The organism is Micromonospora sp. M51 (assembly GCF_018070305.1).
In the GTDB taxonomy this organism is placed as follows: Bacteria; Actinomycetota; Actinomycetes; order Mycobacteriales; family Micromonosporaceae; genus Micromonospora; species Micromonospora parva.
Genome location: NZ_JAGPXZ010000038.1, coordinates 1 through 16609, shown reverse-complemented (window position 1 = coordinate 16609; position 16609 = coordinate 1). Strand labels below are relative to the sequence as shown.

Annotated in this window: 20 protein-coding genes and 1 pseudogene; 11 read left to right on the top strand and 10 right to left on the bottom strand. The window is 72.1% G+C overall.

Annotated elements, in window-relative coordinates; all coding sequences use genetic code 11:
- The first annotated feature begins 137 nt into the window (after window positions 1-137).
- Both KBX53_RS04155 and KBX53_RS04150 read left to right on the top strand, forming a co-directional pair.
- Window positions 138-740 carry an RNA polymerase sigma factor gene (locus KBX53_RS04155; protein WP_030331088.1) on the top strand — a complete coding sequence of 201 codons (603 nt, stop codon included), beginning with the start codon at window positions 138-140 and terminating at the stop codon, window positions 738-740.
- The gene (locus tag KBX53_RS04150; RefSeq protein ID WP_210857853.1) at window positions 694-1491 is read left to right on the top strand and encodes an anti-sigma factor; all 798 of its coding nucleotides are present in this window, start codon (window positions 694-696) and stop codon (window positions 1489-1491) included. The genes KBX53_RS04155 and KBX53_RS04150 overlap by 47 nt, the downstream gene beginning before the upstream one ends.
- 95 nt (window positions 1492-1586) lie before the next feature.
- On the opposite strand, the gene KBX53_RS04145 is transcribed toward KBX53_RS04150, so the two are convergent.
- The 4 genes from KBX53_RS04145 to KBX53_RS36140 all read right to left on the bottom strand — a co-directional run bounded on the left by KBX53_RS04145 (window position 1587) and on the right by KBX53_RS36140 (window position 4301).
- Window positions 1587-2546, bottom strand: a complete 960-nt coding sequence (locus KBX53_RS04145) for an electron transfer flavoprotein subunit alpha/FixB family protein (RefSeq protein ID WP_030331091.1) — start codon at window positions 2544-2546, stop codon at window positions 1587-1589.
- 15 nt (window positions 2547-2561) lie between these two features.
- On the bottom strand, window positions 2562-3341 hold the full coding sequence (locus tag KBX53_RS04140) for an electron transfer flavoprotein subunit beta/FixA family protein (protein ID WP_210857852.1): 780 nt from the start codon (window positions 3339-3341) through the stop codon (window positions 2562-2564).
- 187 nt (window positions 3342-3528) lie between these two features.
- Window positions 3529-3942: a hypothetical protein gene (locus KBX53_RS04135; protein WP_210857851.1), complete on the bottom strand. Its 414-nt coding sequence runs from the start codon at window positions 3940-3942 to the stop codon at window positions 3529-3531.
- Window positions 3939-4301 (bottom strand): GNAT family N-acetyltransferase, encoded by a 363-nt coding sequence (locus KBX53_RS36140; protein ID WP_247675076.1) that lies wholly within the window; start codon window positions 4299-4301, stop codon window positions 3939-3941. Before KBX53_RS36140 ends, KBX53_RS04135 begins: the two co-directional genes overlap by 4 nt.
- Window positions 4302-4782: 481 nt before the next feature.
- Here KBX53_RS36140 and KBX53_RS04125 point away from each other — a divergent pair, with 481 nt between their 5' ends.
- From KBX53_RS04125 to KBX53_RS04115, 3 genes are read left to right on the top strand one after another with little or no spacing between them, the layout of a single operon-like run.
- Entirely contained in the window at window positions 4783-5175 is a 393-nt protein-coding gene (locus KBX53_RS04125; RefSeq protein WP_030331099.1) for a YidH family protein, read from the top strand.
- Window positions 5172-5477, top strand: a complete 306-nt coding sequence (locus tag KBX53_RS04120; protein ID WP_210857850.1) for a DUF202 domain-containing protein — start codon at window positions 5172-5174, stop codon at window positions 5475-5477. The genes KBX53_RS04125 and KBX53_RS04120 overlap by 4 nt, the downstream gene beginning before the upstream one ends.
- Before the next feature lie 27 nt (window positions 5478-5504).
- Window positions 5505-5921 (top strand): PLD nuclease N-terminal domain-containing protein, encoded by a 417-nt coding sequence (locus tag KBX53_RS04115; protein WP_210857849.1) that lies wholly within the window; start codon window positions 5505-5507, stop codon window positions 5919-5921.
- Between the two features lie 45 nt (window positions 5922-5966).
- Here KBX53_RS04115 and KBX53_RS04110 read toward each other — a convergent pair whose 3' ends face one another.
- Both KBX53_RS04110 and KBX53_RS04105 read right to left on the bottom strand, forming a co-directional pair.
- Window positions 5967-7589: an acetolactate synthase gene (locus KBX53_RS04110; protein WP_210857848.1), complete on the bottom strand. Its 1623-nt coding sequence runs from the start codon at window positions 7587-7589 to the stop codon at window positions 5967-5969.
- 82 nt (window positions 7590-7671) lie between these two features.
- Complete coding sequence (locus tag KBX53_RS04105; RefSeq protein ID WP_210857847.1) at window positions 7672-8445, bottom strand: enoyl-CoA hydratase/isomerase family protein; 774 nt, start codon at window positions 8443-8445, stop codon at window positions 7672-7674.
- Window positions 8446-8543: 98 nt separating this feature from the next.
- On the opposite strand from KBX53_RS04105, the gene KBX53_RS04100 reads away from it, so the two are divergent.
- The 3 genes from KBX53_RS04100 to KBX53_RS04090 all read left to right on the top strand — a co-directional run bounded on the left by KBX53_RS04100 (window position 8544) and on the right by KBX53_RS04090 (window position 10604).
- Complete coding sequence (locus KBX53_RS04100; RefSeq protein WP_210857846.1) at window positions 8544-9023, top strand: DUF6232 family protein; 480 nt, start codon at window positions 8544-8546, stop codon at window positions 9021-9023.
- A gap of 309 nt (window positions 9024-9332) precedes the next feature.
- Window positions 9333-9812, top strand: a complete 480-nt coding sequence (locus tag KBX53_RS04095; RefSeq protein ID WP_030331106.1) for a DUF6232 family protein — start codon at window positions 9333-9335, stop codon at window positions 9810-9812.
- 63 nt (window positions 9813-9875) lie between these two features.
- The gene (locus tag KBX53_RS04090) at window positions 9876-10604 is read left to right on the top strand and encodes a hypothetical protein (protein WP_030331108.1); all 729 of its coding nucleotides are present in this window, start codon (window positions 9876-9878) and stop codon (window positions 10602-10604) included.
- A 24-nt stretch (window positions 10605-10628) separates the two neighbouring features.
- Here the strand turns inward: KBX53_RS04090 and KBX53_RS04085 are convergent, their stop codons facing one another.
- The gene (locus tag KBX53_RS04085; protein ID WP_030331110.1) at window positions 10629-11087 is read right to left on the bottom strand and encodes a rhodanese-like domain-containing protein; all 459 of its coding nucleotides are present in this window, start codon (window positions 11085-11087) and stop codon (window positions 10629-10631) included.
- 70 nt (window positions 11088-11157) lie between these two features.
- Here KBX53_RS04085 and ftrA point away from each other — a divergent pair, with 70 nt between their 5' ends.
- On the top strand, window positions 11158-12186 hold the full coding sequence (ftrA, locus tag KBX53_RS04080) for a transcriptional regulator FtrA (protein ID WP_081883802.1): 1029 nt from the start codon (window positions 11158-11160) through the stop codon (window positions 12184-12186).
- Window positions 12187-12230: 44 nt separating this feature from the next.
- Here the strand turns inward: ftrA and KBX53_RS04075 are convergent, their stop codons facing one another.
- The gene (locus KBX53_RS04075; RefSeq protein ID WP_030331114.1) at window positions 12231-13127 is read right to left on the bottom strand and encodes a ribokinase; all 897 of its coding nucleotides are present in this window, start codon (window positions 13125-13127) and stop codon (window positions 12231-12233) included.
- A gap of 23 nt (window positions 13128-13150) precedes the next feature.
- Window positions 13151-13993, bottom strand: a complete 843-nt coding sequence (locus tag KBX53_RS04070) for an ABC transporter ATP-binding protein (protein WP_030331116.1) — start codon at window positions 13991-13993, stop codon at window positions 13151-13153.
- Between the two features lie 131 nt (window positions 13994-14124).
- Between KBX53_RS04070 and KBX53_RS04065 the strand changes: the two genes are divergently transcribed.
- On the top strand, window positions 14125-15123 hold the full coding sequence (locus tag KBX53_RS04065) for an ABC transporter ATP-binding protein (protein WP_030331119.1): 999 nt from the start codon (window positions 14125-14127) through the stop codon (window positions 15121-15123).
- Complete coding sequence (locus KBX53_RS04060) at window positions 15120-16130, top strand: ABC transporter permease subunit (RefSeq protein ID WP_210857845.1); 1011 nt, start codon at window positions 15120-15122, stop codon at window positions 16128-16130. The genes KBX53_RS04065 and KBX53_RS04060 overlap by 4 nt, the downstream gene beginning before the upstream one ends.
- Window positions 16131-16208: 78 nt before the next feature.
- Here KBX53_RS04060 and KBX53_RS04055 read toward each other — a convergent pair.
- Window positions 16209-16609: pseudogene (locus KBX53_RS04055) on the bottom strand (hypothetical protein); the annotation flags it as partial.

Sequence of the window (16609 nt, the reverse complement as noted above, 5' to 3'; positions counted from 1 at the left end):
CTTTTCTTTTCCGGCGTCACCCGCATCCGTTTCCGGGTCGGGGGACGAAGAGCAGGTGAGATGACATCGACCGGGAAAGTGGGGCGGGGGCTGTGGCGGCTACAGTCGGGTATGCCCCATCGAAGGCGAGCCGCCTGATGACGGCGCCACCCGAGAATCCAGACCCCCCGGTGGACGACACAGCCCTCCGGTTCCGTGCTGGCGACGAGGCGGCGCTGCGCGAGGCCTACGACCGCTACGGCCGTGCCGTGCTGCACCTGGCCACCACCATGCTGGCCAACCGCGCCGATGCCGAGGACGTGACCCAGGCGACTTTCGTCGCCGCCTGGCTGGGAAGGGACACCTTCGATCCCGCCAAGGGGTCGCTGATCGGCTGGCTGCTCGGCATCGGCCGGCGCAAGGTGATCGACCGGATGCGGGCCTCGGCCCGGGAGACGCGGGTCGTGGAGACGGTCCGGCAGCTGCCCGAGCCGGCGCAGGCCGGCCCGGACCCGGACCGGGTGGTGGACCGGCTGGTCATCGCCGATGAGCTGGCCCAACTTCCGGACGACCAACGGCGCATGCTGGAGTTGGCGTTCTACGACGACCTGACACACCAGCAGATAGCGGCGATGACAGGTGTGCCGTTGGGCACCGTGAAGAGCCACATCCGACGCGGTATGGCGAGCTTGAAACGCAGATGGGAGGTGGACGGTGCAGCACCTGGACCACGACCGGCTGGTCTTTCTGGCGCTCGGTGAGAGCGAGGCGGACAACGGCGAGAGCACCCACCTCGGCAGCTGCGCGCACTGCCGGCGGGAGATAGAGACGCTTCAGCAGGTGGCCGGCCTCGGCGCAGAGACGCAGGGTCTCGGCGACCTGCCCGACCCGCCGGAGCACATCTGGCAGGGCATCGTTGCGGAGGTCAGAGCGGCGGAGACACTGCCGTCGCTCACCGACTCCCGGCGCCAGCACGTGCTGCCCGAGCAGCCGAACGGCACGACGGCCGAGCCGAGCACCGCCACCGTCGCCCGCCTGGATCCGACCGACCGGTCCCGCCGGGGCCGCGGCTGGTCCCGTTGGGCGTCGGTAGCGGTGACCGCTGTCGCCGCCGCGGCGGTGGGTGTGGTGGGCACGGCCTCCGTGCTGCGCCCGGACGACCCGGCTCCGACCCCGCCGCAGGCGGTGGTGGCGAGCGCGCCGCTGGCGGCGTACGGGGCGACGCCCCCGGCGGCCACTGGTGACGCGCGGGTTCTCCAGGACGGCCAACTACATCTGCATGTGGCGAATCTCCCGAGCGTCCCGGGGTACTACGAGGTCTGGCTCATCAATCCGACGACGATGGAGATGTTCTCGGTCGGCACCCTGGGGGGCGGCTCGGATGCGTTGCTTCCCCTGCCGCCGAATGTCGACCTCAAGAGCTACTCGGTGGTCGACGTCTCCGCCGAGCAGTACGACAACAACACCCGCCACTCCGGCGACAGCCTGTTGAGGGGCACCCTGACGGGCTGATCGGTGGGCCGGCTCAGCTCCCCGGCCCGCCGATCAGCTCCCCACACGGCAGTGGCCGCCCGTTCGCACGGGCGGCCACTGCTGTTGTCGCTGAGTTACTTGCGCTTGCGGATCTCCTCCGCGGCCTGCGGGACGATCTTGAACAGGTCGCCCACCACACCGAAGTCTGCCAGCTCGAAGATCGGTGCCTCGCCGTCCTTGTTGACAGCGACGATGGTCTTCGAGGTCTGCATGCCGGCCCGGTGCTGGATGGCGCCGGAGATGCCGAGGGCGATGTAGAGCTGCGGGGAGACCGTCTTGCCGGTCTGGCCCACCTGGAACTGGTGCGGGTAGAAGCCGGAGTCGACGGCCGCCCGGGACGCGCCGACCGCGCCACCGAGCAGGTCGGCAAGCTCCTCGACCAGCTTGAAGTTGTCGGCGTTGCCGACGCCCCGGCCGCCGGAGACGACCACGCCAGCCTCGGTCAGCTCGGGGCGGGAGCCCTTCTGCTCGGCGACCCGCTCGACGACGGTGGCCAGCTTGTCGGTGTCGGTGACCGACACGCTGAGCTGCTCGATCGCCGGAGTGGCCGCCGCCGGGGCGGGGGTGACCGAGTTGGGCCGGACGGTGACCAGCGGCAGGCCCTTGGTGACCTTGGACTTGACGATGGTGGAGCCGGCGAAGGCGATCTGCGTCGCGGTGCCGTCGGCGTCCAGGCCGACCACGTCGGTCAGGATGCCGTTGTCGAGCTTGACGGCGAGCCGGGCGGCGATCTCCTTGCCCTCCTGGGCGGAGGCCAGCAGAACGGCGGCCGGTTGCACCCGCTTGACCAGCTCGGCCAGCACCGTCGCCTTGGGGGCCACCAGGTAGCCGTCGATCTCGTCACCCTCGGCGGCGTAGATCTTCTCCGCGCCGTACTCGCCCAGCTTGCCGCTCAGCGCCTCGGCGGCGCCGGCGCCGCCGAGCACCACGGCGCTCGGGGTGCCCAGCTCACGCGCGAGGGTGAGCATTTCCAGGGTGACCTTCTTGACGCCGAATTCCTTGGTGGCTTCGACGACGACGAGAACCTCAGACATGTCAGAACCCCCCTCTCACACGAACTTCTCGGTGGCGAGGAACTCGACCAGCTTGACGCCGCCCTCGCCCTCAGCAGTGATCTTCGCGCCGCCGGAGCGCGGGGGGCGCTTGCTGTGCTCGACGACGGCACTGGTGGCGCCGTCGAAGCCCACCTCGTCGGCGGCAACCCCGAGGTCGGCCAGCGAGAGCGTCTGCACCGGCTTCTTCTTGGCGGCCATGATGCCCTTGAAGGACGGGTAGCGCGGCTCGTTGATGGTGTCCCAGACGGAGACCACGGCCGGGGTGGAGGCGGTGACCACCTCGTAGCCCTCCTCGGTCTGCCGCTCGACGGTCAGCGTCGCGCCGTCGACGGTGAGCTTGCGGGCACCGGTGAGCGCCGCGACACCCAGCCGCTCGGCGATCATGTGCGGCATGACCTGGACCCGACCGTCGGTGGACTCGGCACCGCAGATGACCAGGTCGGCGCCGAGCTGACCGAGCGCGGCGGCGAGCACCTTCGAGGTGGCGACGGCGCACGAGCCGTGCAGGGCGTCGTCCAGCACGTGCACGGCCTTGTCCGGGCCCATGGAGAGCGCCTTGCGGATCGACTCGGTCGCCCGGTCCGGACCCATGGTCAGGATGGTGACCTCGCCGCCGTGCGCCTCCTTGATCTTCAGCGCCTCCTCGATGGCGTACTCGTCCATCTCGTTGATCACGTTGTTCGCCGAACCGCGGTCGACGGTGTTGTCGTCATTGCGCAGGTTGCGGTCCGCGCCCGAATCAGGCACCTGCTTGACGAGTACGACGATGTTCATCGCGCTTCGACGACCCTCCTGTGTGGTGTTGCGATTCGCTCGCCCGGTCTGGGGCGCAGCGTCGCGCGTCGGTCGACGCCAGGTCAACCGAGGGCGGCTGTGCAGTTGCCCACGGCGCAATGTTACCTGCCAGTAGGTTGCGTCCTCGCAGCACTCAGGGTGACACAGCTCACCGACCGGCCGGCGATCAGGCTGGCTCGGTCAACGCGGCCCGGATCTGGTCGATGGCCGCCGCCTCGGTAGGCGCCACCCCGTCATGCGCCCGGGCCACCCGGTCCGCCGCGGCCAACACCAGCGCCCGGTACGCGTCCACGTCCTGCGGTGACTTGTCGCGCAGAATCCGCACCGCCCGCCCCAGCGCCGGCAGCACCACCGACTCGATCTCCAGCTGCGAGTCCCGGGGAAGTCGCGGCAACGGGCCGCTGGTCAGCGCCTCCTTGACAGTCCCACTGGCGTCGGCCAGCGCGCCGGACGCGGCGATGCTCTCCCGGATCACCCCCACGACACCGGGATCGGCGTTGGAGACCAGGAAGACGGCGCCGAAGGCACCGGTCTTGAGGGTCAGCCGCTCCTCGTCCGTCAACCGCTGCTCCATGATCACGGAGTGTAGACGTACGGGGTGGTGGTGGTGACCGGGACGAGGCCGAGCCGCTGGAGGATCGGCCGGCTGTCCTCGGAACAGTCGACCTGCATGAGCGTCCGGCCCCGCTGCTCGGCGAGCCGCGCCCGGTAGTTGACCAGCGCCCGGTAGATGCCCTTGCGCCGCCACTGCGGCAGTGTCGAGCCACCCCACAGCGTGGCGAAACCGGTGTTCGTCGGGAACCGCACCCAACCGGCGCTCACCACCGTCTCGTCCGCCTCGGCCACCACCACGGTGATCGAGTTCGGGTCGGCGTCGATCTCCTTGGCCAGCCCCCACACCAGGTGTGAGCGGTCCGCCTGCCAGACCTCCTCCTCCATGGCGGCGATCCGCTCCAGGTCCTCCCGGTCGGTCGGTCACCTCACGCAGGCGTACCCCCTCGGGAACGACCGGAAGCGCGGCGGCCAGCGGCGCGACCGGACCGACCACGACGGTCTCCCGGTCCTCCGGCACGAAGCCGGCGGCGCGCAGGCGGTCGGGCAGGTCCGCCGGTTCGTCGTGTTCGTTGAGTTTCCACTCGACCGACTGGCCGCGCTCACGGAACAGCCGCACCTGCCGGGAGATCAGCTCGTCCAACGCGTCGCCGGTCAACCCGCCCAGGTCGCGGTAGGTGAGGAAGCCACCGGCGTCGAGCCCGATGATCCGGACCAACGGCCCGTCCCGCTCCACCGTCACCCCGGCCGGAACCGGGTCGGGGATCTCCGGGCGGAGCTGGTTGTCGTAGGCGTCGCGCAGGGTCTGTACGTCGAGATCAGTCACCGACCCAGGCTAAGCCGGTTGGGAAGCGGATATTCTCCCACTGTGTGGGAGGTGATCAGGCGCTGGTTCGACCCGGCCGAGCTGGGCTCGGTCGGCGAGACGCCCGACTACCGCTTCTCACTGGCCAACGAACGGACCTTCCTCGCCTGGCTGCGCACCGGGTTGGCGCTGGTCGGTGGCGGGTTGGCCGCCGCCCAGTTCCTGCCCACCCTGCCGATGAGCCACCTGCGCGAGGTGATCGCGGTGGCGTTGCTGCTGCTCGGCGCGGCGGTCGCGATCCGCGCGGTGGACCACTGGGCGCGTACCGAACGGGCCATCCGGCTCGGTGAGGAACTGCCAGCGTCCCGGTTCCCCGCCATCCTGGCCCTCGCCGTCGGCGGCGGCGCGTTACTGCTGGTGGTCGCCGTCCTGATGCGGGCGGTCGGCGGTCGGTGAGCACCGGACGCGACCCGGGGCTGCAACCGGAGCGGACCCGGCTGGCCTGGCGGCGGACCCTGCTCACTGTGACGGTGGTGACCGCGCTCGCCGTCCGGCTGGCGTCGACCGGCGACCCGACCGGCGCGGTGCTCGCTGGCGGGACCGTGCTGGTGTGGGGCGCCCTGCTGGTGCTCTGCTGGCGCCGCGGCACCGGCACCGGTCCGGCCCGCACCGGCGGCCGGACACTTCCCCTGGTCACGGCGGGTACAGTGGTGCTCGCGTTACTGGGAGTGCTGCTGGTGCTGCGCGGACTGTGGTGACGGGATCCGGTGAGCCATGATGGGTGCATGGCCCGGCTTGGCGTACTTCTCTTCCTGGTGCAGATCGTCCTCGCGGTCTGCGCGCTGATCAGCTGTCTCTCCGCCGAGGAGGGCCAGATCCGGGCCCTGCCCCGGATCGCGTGGGTGCTGATCATCTTGTTCTTCCCGCTGGTCGGCTCGATCGCCTGGTTCATCGTCGGCCGCACGCCCAGCCCCGGTGCCCGCGCGGGCTGGCCGGGCGGCACCGGCGGCGCCCAGCGGCAGCGCCCCCGGCCGGTGGCCCCCGACGACGACCCGGAGTTTCTGCGCTCCGTCGAGGAACGCGCCCAGCAGCAGGACCAGGAGCTCTTCCGCCGCTGGGAGGAAGACCTGCGGCGGCGCGAGGACGACCTGCGCCGCCGCGACGGTGATCCGCCGCGTGAGGGTGACCGACCGGAGGTGTGAACGCGCCGCCGCCGGCGCGCGAGCGACGGCGGCGGCGGGTCCGACTCAGGCCAGGTTCGACGACCGGGGGTACGCGTCGGTCGGGTCGGTGAGCACGTTCACCAGGTACGGCACTCCGGAGTCGAACGCGCGCTGGAGCGCCGGGCCCAGGTCGGCCGCCTTGGCGACCGTCTCCCCCGCTCCGCCGAGCGCGCTGACCACCGTGTCGTAGCGCAGCTCCGGCTGGAGGTCGGCGGCCACGTCGTAGCCGTACATGGCCCGCATCGGGTGCTTCTCCAGCCCCCAGATGCCGTTGTTGCCGACGACGATCACCACCGGCAGCTTCTGGCGGACCAACGACTCGACGTCCATCAGCGAGAAGCCGGCCGCGCCGTCGCCCATCAGCACGCAGATCTGCCGGTCCGGGTGACTGACCCGGGCCCCCATCGCGTAACCCATGCCGGTGCCCAGGCAGCCGTACGGGCCCGGGTCCAGCCAGGTGCCGGGCTGGGCCGGCTCCAGGTACCGGCCCGCGTACGACACGAAGTCGCCGCCGTCGCCGATGGTGATCGCGTCCGGGGCCAGCACCCGACGCAGCTCGCCGTAGATCCGGGCGGGGCGGATCGGGTCGGTCTCGGCGGCCATCTCGGCGGCGTCGCGGGCCTTCGCCGCGTCCTCGGCGACGCGCAGGTCAGCGATCCAGTCGGTGTGGTCGGCCCGGTCGCCGCTGTGGTCGGCCAGCGCGGAGAGGATCAGGCGCAGGTCGCCGGCGGGGGCAACGGCCGGCTGCACGTGCGTCGCCCGCTGGCTGGGGGCGTCGACGATGTGCACCACCTTGGCGTCACCGAAGTCACCGAAGCTGAGCCGGAAGTCCAGTGGAGTGCCCACCACCACGACCACGTCGGCGCCGGAGAGCGCGGCCCGGCGGGCCTTGGCGAAGGCGAGCGGGTGCTCGGGCGGCAGCGAACCGCGACCCATGCCGTTGGTGAACACCGGCACCTGCAACGCCTCGGCGGCCTCGCGCAGGGCGGCGACGGCGTCCCCCGCGTACACGTCGGAGCCGGCGATGATGACCGGCCGCTGCGCCCCGGCGATGAGCAGCGCGGCGCGGCCGACCTCCTCCGGGTCCGGCGCGATCGGGTCGACGCCCGTCACGCTGGGCAGGTCGACGTCGGCGACCGAGAAGACCGTCTCCAGCGGAAAGTCGAGGAAGGCCGGGCCGCGGTGCGGGGTGAGCGCGGCGTGCAGCGCCGCGCCCACCGCGCGCGGGATGTCGTCGGTGCTGAACACCGTCTCGGCGTGCTTGGTGACCGGCGCGACCAGCGGCAGGTGGTCCATCTCCTGGAGGCTGCCGGAGCCCCAGCGGAACGCGGGTGCCCGGCCGCCGAGCACCAGCACCGGTGAGGCGTTGAAGAAGGCGCTGGTCATGCCGGAGATGCCGTTGGTGACACCGGGCCCGGCGGTGAGCACGGCGAGACCGGGGCGGCGCTGGAGCTTGGCCACCGCCTCGGCGGCGAAGACCGCTGACTGCTCGTGCCGGACGTCGTAGATCGGGAAGTCGGTCTTGTACGCGGCGTCGTAGAGCGGGAAGACGTGCCCACCGGACAGCGTGAACATCTCCCGTACGCCGTGCGCGCGTAGTGCCGCGAGCGCCAACTCGCCGCCGTGACCCTCGATCCGCTCCGTCATTCGCCGCTCCCCTTCGTCCCTGGTGACCGAGGCCCCACGCTACTGGCCGGTAGGAGCAATGTGAACCGTTCTCGGCTAATCGTCAGCGGCCGGTGAAGTCCGGCTTGCGCTTCTCGACGAAGGCCGCCATGCCCTCCCGCCGGTCGTCGGTGGCGAACAGCGCCGCGAACAGCTGACTCTCCCAGGCCAGGCCCGAGTTCAGATCCATGTCCAGGCCGCCGTCGACAGCCAGCTTCGCGGCGCGCAGCGCCTGCACCGGCCCGGTCAGGTACGGGGTGATCAACGCGACGGCCGTGTCGTACACCTCGGCGGCCGGGACGACCCGGTCGGCCAGGCCGATCCGCAGTGCCTCCTGCGCGTCCACCATCCGCCCCGACATGATCAGGTCCTTGGCGCGGGCCGGGCCGACCAGGCGGGCCAGCCGCTGGGTGCCGCCCGCCCCCGGGATGATGCCCAGCTTGATCTCCGGCTGGCCGAGCTTGGCGTCCTCGGCGACGACCCGCCAGTCACAGGCCAACGCCAGCTCACAACCGCCACCGAGGGCGTACCCGGTGATCGCGGCGACCACCGGCTTGGGGATCCGGGCGATCGCGCCGAGGGCGCTGGACAGGTTCGCGGCCCGCTCGGCCATGTCCACGTAGGACATCTCGGCCATCTGCTTGATGTCCGCGCCGGCGGCGAAGACCTTCTCCCCGCCGTACACGATGACGGCGCGGACCTCGGGGTCGGCGGTGGCGGCCGTGGCGGCGGCGCGCAACTCCTCCTGCACCTGCGTGTTGAGCGCGTTCATCGGCGGCCGCTCCAGCCGGATCGTGCCGATGCCGTCAGTGGTCTCCAGCCGAACGAACTCGCCCACGCTGCCCTCACTTCCTCGTCGAAGTCGCGTGCCAACCTTACGACCCGGGTCGTTTGGGTAAGTAGTGTGGTGTCAGCCCCGTGGGCGGGAGTTCAACGATGGTCACGTACTACGACGACAGATCGGTGCAGGTCACCTCCACCGGCGTCCGCGTCGACGGTCGCAGTTACGCGCTGGCCGACATCACCATGATCTGGCATCGCCGTGGCACCCGATCCTGGCGCGTGCTGGTGGGGCGGGGTGCCATCGGCGCCGCGCTCGCCGGCCCACTGGTCGCGGCGGTGCTCGGCATCGGCGTGGCCGTCTGGTTGCACCGCTCACCCACAGTGACGATCGCGATCGTCGGCGCGTCGGTCCTGGTCGGGTTGGCGGTGGGGCCGGTCGCCGACTTCCTCTTCGAACACCTGGACCGCTCGTACGCCCGGGGCAGCCGGCAACTGGAGATCTGGGCCCGCTGGCGCGGTCAGCCGGTGCGGCTGCTGCGCACCGGTGACGCGCTGCGCTTCGGGCAGATCTACCGGGCGGTGCAGCGCGCGGTCGAGCACAGCCAACCGGCCCGCCCCGGCATCCGCCGCTAGGAGCGCCTGATCTCCGACACCGCCTGATCAAGCACGGGCCTGCCTTCGACCGTCAGCGGGCGCATGGTCGATCCATCCCCGACCCGTCGTCAGCGCGGGAGAGGTGCCGCTGCGGGAGCCTTTGGAGTTGATGTCGCAAACGAATCAGGCGGGGGAGGCCGCTTCGACCGGGGTTCTCGACCGGCGGGACACCGCCCTGATGTCGTAGGCGATTCAGCTCCAAAGGACGACCGCACCACCCCGCGTTCCCGGCGCGCTCAGGATGGGACAGACGAGGCGAGGGTTGCCCGTCGGTGGTTAGGCTTAGTGATGACCCTCTATTACCGGGACGACGCGGTGCAGGTGACCTCCGAGTCGATCCGGGCCGGCGGTCACGTGATCGCCCTGTCCGACGTGACGTTCGTCTGGCACGCCCGGGGGCAGAAAACCCTGGCCGTACGCGGCCGGGTGCTGGGTCGCGGTGTCCTGGTCCTGCTGCTCTCGCTGCCGCCGCTGGTCGCCGTGGTCTGCGTGCTGTCACTGGCCTGGTCGGCACAGGACCGGGGCAACTGGCAGCTCGCGCTGATCATCCTCGCCGCCTGCGCGGTGGGGGCGCTGGCGTTGCTGCCGTTCCTGGAGATCCCGTTGGGCTGGCTGGACCGCTCCTACGAGCGCGGCAGCCACGTGCACGAGCTGTGGGTGCAGCACCACGGCCGGGAGGACCTGCTGGTGCGCACCCCGGACGCACTACGGTTCGGGCAGATCTACCGGGCCGTGCAGCGTGCCGTCGAACAGCAGGGCGACCACTGACGACCACCCGCCGCCGGCAAGCTCGTCGGGCGGTTGTGGTGCGGCCGACGCACACTTGATCCCATGGCGATTCCCCTCCCCACCCCGTCCGCCGTGGTCGGCCTGACCCGCTCCGCTCTCGACCAGGCACTCGGCTCGGCCGCCTCGTTCGCCGCCGTGCCCACCCGCGCGTTCGCGGTGCTGGACGGGGTGGAAGCTCTGCTGGCCCGGATCAACGGCGTGGTCGACCGCATCGAGACGACCCTGGACCGGACCGACCAGGTGCTCACCGACGCCGAGGCGGCGGTCCGTGAGGTGGCCGTCATCAGCGCCGCCGCGACCACCGCCATCGACACCGCCACCACCGTGGCCACCGCCGCCGCCGACGTGGTCGCCGACGCCGACCGGGTCTCCCGGACCGCCGCCACCGTGATCGCCAAGGCAGACGGGGTGGCCGGCCGGGCCGCCGTCACCGTGGGCACCGCGGCGGAGGCCGCCGCCACGGCGGCCGAGCTGATGACGGCGTACGAGCCGGCGCTGCGCCGGGCCGCACCGATGACCGAGCGCTTCGTCGAGCAGCTCAGTCACGAGGAGATCACCGCGGCGATCCACCTGATCGACGAGCTGCCCAAGCTCAAGGAGCACCTGACGGCCGACATCCTGCCGATACTGGCCACCCTGGACCGGGTCGGGCCCGACCTGCACGACCTGCTCGACGTGACCCGCGACCTCAAGCTCGCCGTCGCCGGCATCCCCGGGCTGGGCATGCTACGCCGACGCGGCGAGAAGCTCGCCGACGAGCCCGCCGGCTGAGCCCTCGACCGCCCGCGCCGGGGGTCAGCAGTCGCAGGTGATCGTCGCGGTGGGGGCGGTCAGGTCGTCGACCGGGCGCCGGGTCAGCCCGGTCTCCGTCACCACCGGCAGCCCCTCCCGCACCCAGTACTCGAACCCGCCGAGCATCTCCTTGACCGGGTAGCCGAGCACCGCGAACTCCAGCGCCGCCCGGGTCGCCCCGTTGCAGCCCGGACCCCAGCAGTAGGTGACCACCGCCGAGCCGGGCGGGATCAGCTCCGCCGCCCGGGCCGCGATCTCGGCGGTGGGCAGGTGCACCGCGCCCGGCAGGTGCCCCTGGGTCCAGGCGGCCGCGCCCCGGGAGTCGACCACCACCAGGGCAGGCGTACCCGCCGACAGGTCGGCGTGCACGTCGCTGACGTCGGTCTCGACGCTGAGTCGGGCGCGGAAGTGGGCGGCGGCGGTGGCCGGTTCGGCCGGCGCAACGGCGAAGGTGAAGGTCATGCACCGATCCTCGCCAGTACGGGTGCCCGCGACGAGTGGCGCGGACGACGTCCTGCGCTAACATCCCGCCATGCCGATCCCGGCCACCACCACCGGCTCCCGCCCACTGCCGACTCCCCGACGCCCGGCAGCCGCGCACCGGGTCGCCGTGCTCGCGTACCCGGGGATGTCGGTGTTCGAGACCGGCATCGTCACCGAGGTGTTCGGGCTGGCCCGGCCCGAGTTCGACGTCGACTGGTACGACCTGGTGCTCTGCGCCGAGCAACCGGGACCGCTGCCGGTGGTCGGCGGCGCGAGCCTGCACACGCCGTACGGCCTGGCCGAGCTGGCGGCGGCCCGGACGGTGATCGTGCCCGGCGTGGCGGACGTGACCGCCGACCCCTCCCCCGAGCTGGTGACCGCGCTGCGTCAGGCCCACCGTCGTGGCGCCCGCATCATGTCGATCTGCTCCGGCGCGTTCGCGCTGGCGGGTGCCGGGCTGCTGGACGGCCGGCGGGCCACCACCCACTGGCGGTACGCGGAGCTGCTGGCGCGGCGTTACCCACGGGTCGAGGTGGACCCGGACGTGCTCTACCTCGACGACGGCGACCTGCTCACCAGTGCCGGCAGCGCGGCCGGGCTGGACCTGTGCCTGCACGTGATCCGGGGCGACCACGGTGCGGCGATCGCCAATGCGGTCGCCCGACGGCTGGTCATCCCGCCGCACCGCGACGGTGGGCAGGCCCAGTTCGTCGAGGCTCCGGTGCCCACCGACCCGGACGACGACCGGATCGCCGGCAGCATCGACTGGGCGCTGGCCCACCTCGGCGAACCACTGACCGTGGCCCAGCTCGCCGCGCAAGCGCACATGTCGTCCCGCACCTACCTGCGGCACTTCGCCCGAGCCACCGGGACCAGCCCGATCCGCTGGCTGATCGACCAGCGGATCCGCGCCAGCCTGGCAATGCTGGAGGAGACGGACCTCGCTGTCGAGCAGGTCGCCTGGGCGGTCGGCTTCGACACCCCGGTCACCTACCGCCACCACTTCGGTCGGTCCATGCTGACCTCACCGACGGCGTACCGTCGGGCCTTCCGCACCGGCGCTGGCCAGCGGGCCTGACGCGCCGACGCGGTCAGGCCGAGGCGGCGGGGCGGGCGACGCGGTCAGACCGACGCGTACAGCTCGTCGATCTCGGCACGTTGCGGTAGCGCCACCGACGCGCCGAGCTTGCGGACGCACGCGGCACCGGCCGCCGATGCCCAGCGCACCGCGTCGACCACGTCCCGCCCCTCGCCCCAGCCGACGGCCAGCGCGGCGGTGAACGCGTCACCGGCGGCGGTGGAGTCGACCACGTCCACCGGTACCGCCGGTACGTGCACCTCGGTGCCGTCCCGGTCGACGTACCAGGCGCCCGCATCGCCGAGAGTGAGCACGGCCCGAGGGGCCAGGTCGAGCAGCGCCCCGGGCTCCTCCCGGCCACGACCGGCGAGCGCCTGCGCCTCGCCCTCGTTGACGACCAGCAGGTCCACCGCGGCGAGCAGCTCGGGCGGGAGGTCCCGTGCGGGTGCGGCGTTCAGGATGACAGTGGTGCCGGCGTCGCGGGCGGCCACCGCGGCGGCGGTCACGGTCTGCACCGGGATCTCCAGTTGGGCGACGAGGACGTCCGCCGCGCGCACCGTGGTCAGCTCCTCCTCGGTGAGACCGAGCAGGGCGTCGTTGGCGCCCGGGGTGACCACGATGGCGTTCTCCCCCTGGGCGTTGACCATCACCAGCGCCACTCCGGAGGCGCCGTAGACCACGCGCAGCTGACTGGTGTCCACGCCGGCCGCGGTGATGCGGGCCTTGAGGGTGACGCCGAAGGCGTCCGAGCCGATCGCGCCGAGGAAGGCACAGGAGGCGCCGGCCCGGACCGCGGCCACCGCCTGGTTGGCACCCTTGCCGCCGGGCACCATCACGAAGTCGGTGCCGAGCATGGTCTCGCCCGGTCGCGGCAGCGCGGGTGCCATCGCGACCAGGTCCATGTTGGCGCTGCCCACCACGGCGACCCGGGTCTGCGGCACGATCGTCTCCGCCGGTCCGGCGCTCAGGCGGCGCGGGCCGTGAAGCGGTCGCCGGACCGCTCGACCACCAGCGGCAGCCCGAAGGTCTTGGACAGGTTGTCACCGGTCAGCGTGTCGGCGAGCAGGCCCTGGGCGACCACCCCACCCTCACGCAGCAGCAGCGCGTGGGTGAACCCGGGCGGGATCTCCTCGACATGGTGGGTGACCAGCACCATCGCCGGGGCGTCCGGGTCGTACGCCAGCTCGGCCAGCCGCGCGACCAGGTCTTCCCGACCGCCCAGGTCCAGCCCGGCGGCGGGCTCGTCGAGCAGCAGCAGCTCCGGGTCGGTCATCAGGGCCCGGGCGATCTGCACCCGCTTGCGCTCACCCTCGGAGAGGGTGCCGTAGCGGCGCTCGGCGAGGCCGCCGACGCCGAGTTGACTCAGCAGTGACCGCGCCCGCGCCTCGTCGCCGCGGTCGTAGTTCTCCCGCCAGCGGCCGACCACCGACCAGGCGGCGGTCACCACCACGTCGCTGACCCGCTCGTCGGCGGGCAGTCGCTCGGCGACCGCGGCGGTGGTGAGCCCGATCCGGGTACGCAGCTCGTTGACGTCGGTGCGGCCGATCCGCTCGCCGAGCACGTGCGCGACACCTGTGGTGGGGTGCAGCCGGCCGGCGGCGAGGTTGAGCAGTGTGGTCTTGCCCGCGCCGTTGGAGCCGAGCACCACCCACCGCTCGTCCAGTTCGACACGCCAGGTCAGGTCCTGCAGGAGGGCGGTGCCAGAGCGGCGTACGCCGACGCCGTCGAGGCTGACCACCAGATCCGGGTCCACGAGAGCGGCGGCAGGCGCGGCACCGGCAGCGCCGGGGATCAGGTCACCAGTCACCACACCATCCAACCACGCAGCGCCCAGGCGCCCCCCATGGGCGGCGCCTCGGCCATAGGGTGAGGCACCGTGTCGTTGATCACCAAGTCTGAAGGACGGCCCATGCCCCGTCGACGTACGGAGCCACGCGGATGAGCGCGGTCATCGAGATCGAGGGTCTGCGCAAGACCTTCCACAGCCTGCGCAACGGCCGACGGGTGGCGGTGGACGGCTTCGACCTGCTGGTGGAGGCGGGCCAGGTGCACGGGTTCCTGGGCCCCAACGGCTCGGGCAAGACCACCACCCTGCGCGCCCTGCTCGGGCTGGTACGCGCCGACAGCGGGCGGATGACCGTGTTGGGTGAACCGTCGCCGGAGCTGCTGCCCCGGGTGGCGGGCCAGGTCGGGGCCATCGTGGAGAGCCCGCAGTTCTTCGGCAACTTCACCGGTCACCGCACCCTGCGGCTGTTGGCCCGGGCCGGCGGGGTGCCGGTCTCGCGGGTGGACCAGGTGCTGGATCTGGTGGGTCTGCACGACCGGGGCGATGATCGGGTGAAGAGCTACTCGCTGGGCATGAAGCAGCGCCTGGCGGTGGCGTCCGCGCTGTTGAAGGACCCGCGGTTGCTCATCCTGGACGAGCCGGCGAACGGGCTGGACCCGGCGGGCATCCGGGAGATGCGGGACCTGATGCGATCGCTGGCGGCCAACGGTGTGACGGTGCTGGTGTCCAGTCACATCCTGGGCGAGATCCAGCTGATCTGCGACCACGTCACGATCATTTCGCGGGGACGTCGGGTGGCGGCCGGCCGGGTGGACGAGGTGCTGGCGGGTCACGACCGGCATGAGTTCCTGGTGCGGGTGGCCGAGCCGGAGCGGGCCGTCGAGCTGCTGCACGCGGCCGGCCTGACGGCGGTCGTCGACGGCGAGGCGCTGGTGGTGAGCGGGGTGGGTGACCCGACGGTGGTCAGTCGGGCGCTCGGCGAGCAGGGGCTGTGGGTGGGCGAGCTGACGCCGCTGCGGCCGGACCTGGAGAGCGTCTTCCTGGAGCTGACGGGCGCGTACGGGCCTTCGTCGGTGCCGCGGCAGGTCGACGACTCGTCGCCGCCGCGCGACGGCGCTGTTATCGATCTCGATCGGGGAGTGGACGCGTGAACCTGGTTCGTGCCGAGTTGGAGCGGCTGTCCGCGCGCCGCTTCGTGCAGCTCATGGTCGTCCTGTTGGTCTTCGCGTTCGCCGTCACGGCGGCGACCACGCTGGCTGGCTCGCACAAGCCGACCGCCAGTGAACTGAACTCGGCGCGGCAGCAGGCCGTCGACGCGCGTCGGAGCATGGAGACCACGCACCAGGAGGGCCTGGCCCGCCTGCAGGAAAGGTCGCCGACCGACACGAGCGAGTACTTCGCCGACTGCGCGGATCTCGACCCGGTCCGGCAGGAACGGCTGCCGATCGCCGCCGACTTCCTGCCGGGGGTGTTCAGCTTCGCCGAGCAGGCCGAGTCGCTGCTCTATTTCCTGATCGCGTTCCTGGTGCTGTTCGGCTTCCTGGTCGGCGCCTCCTACATCGGCGCGGATCTGAACTCGGGCGGCGTGGTGAATCTCCTGCTCTGGCGACCGCGCCGGTTGACGGTGCTCGCGGCCAAGTTGGGCACCCTGCTGGGTTCGGTGCTGGCCCTGTCCCTGTTGGCGTCGGTGGTCTACCTCGCCACCTTCTGGGTGATCGGGCAGAGCGCCGGGCTGCCGGGCCGGTTGGACGGTGACTTCTGGGGTTCGCTCGGCGCGGTGCACGGCCGGGGCATGGTGCGGGTGTTGCTGGCCTCCGCGCTCGGCTTCGCGATCGCCACGCTGGGTCGGCACACGTCGGCGGCGCTGGGGGCGGTGGCGGCGTACGCGGTGGTGTGGGAGTTGGGCGGCCGTCTGGTGCTGCAGATCATCGACGCCCGACGGCCGGACCGACTGATGCTCTCCAGCTACATCGGGGCGTGGCTCAGCGGCGAGTCACGGTTCTTCGACCCGCAGCTCTGTGCCGCCACCGCGGGCACCGGCTACTGCTCGGGCCTCTACACCCTGACCTGGGGCCCGGCGCTGCGGGGGCTGGTCGCGTTGACCGGCGGGCGGACCGTGCTGGCGTTCGCCGTGTCCCGTCGCCGCGCCCTGATCTGACGCCGCGCCGGGCCGCCCGGCCCGCGACGGGCGGCCCGGCGCACCGGGACAGCCCGGTACGCGGCAAGGGCTTGCGACTCACCGAGGCGCGGTGAAATATTCCTTCACATGACCGCCGCAGCGCGCACAGCCGACGGTGGAGCCGAACACCTCGTCGCGCACCGCGTCCAGGGCGGTGCGCAGCGCGCCGTGCAGGATCGGCTCCTCGGTCAGCCCGGTCGGCACCACCCGCGGCTGGACCAGGGTGATCGCGGCAACCTCCTGCTGCACCCGGTCGGCGAGGGCCGCCCCACCGGCCTGGCCCACCTCGCCGGCGAGCACGACGAGCGGTGGGTCCAGCACCACGCAGGTGCTGGCCACGCCGAGCGCGAGCCGGCGGGCCAGTTCGTCGAGCATCGTGCTCGGCACGCCGGGCCTGGTCGACCCCGGCACCGGCGACATCACCTTCGCCTTCAACCTGCCCCGCTGGCACAGCGGCC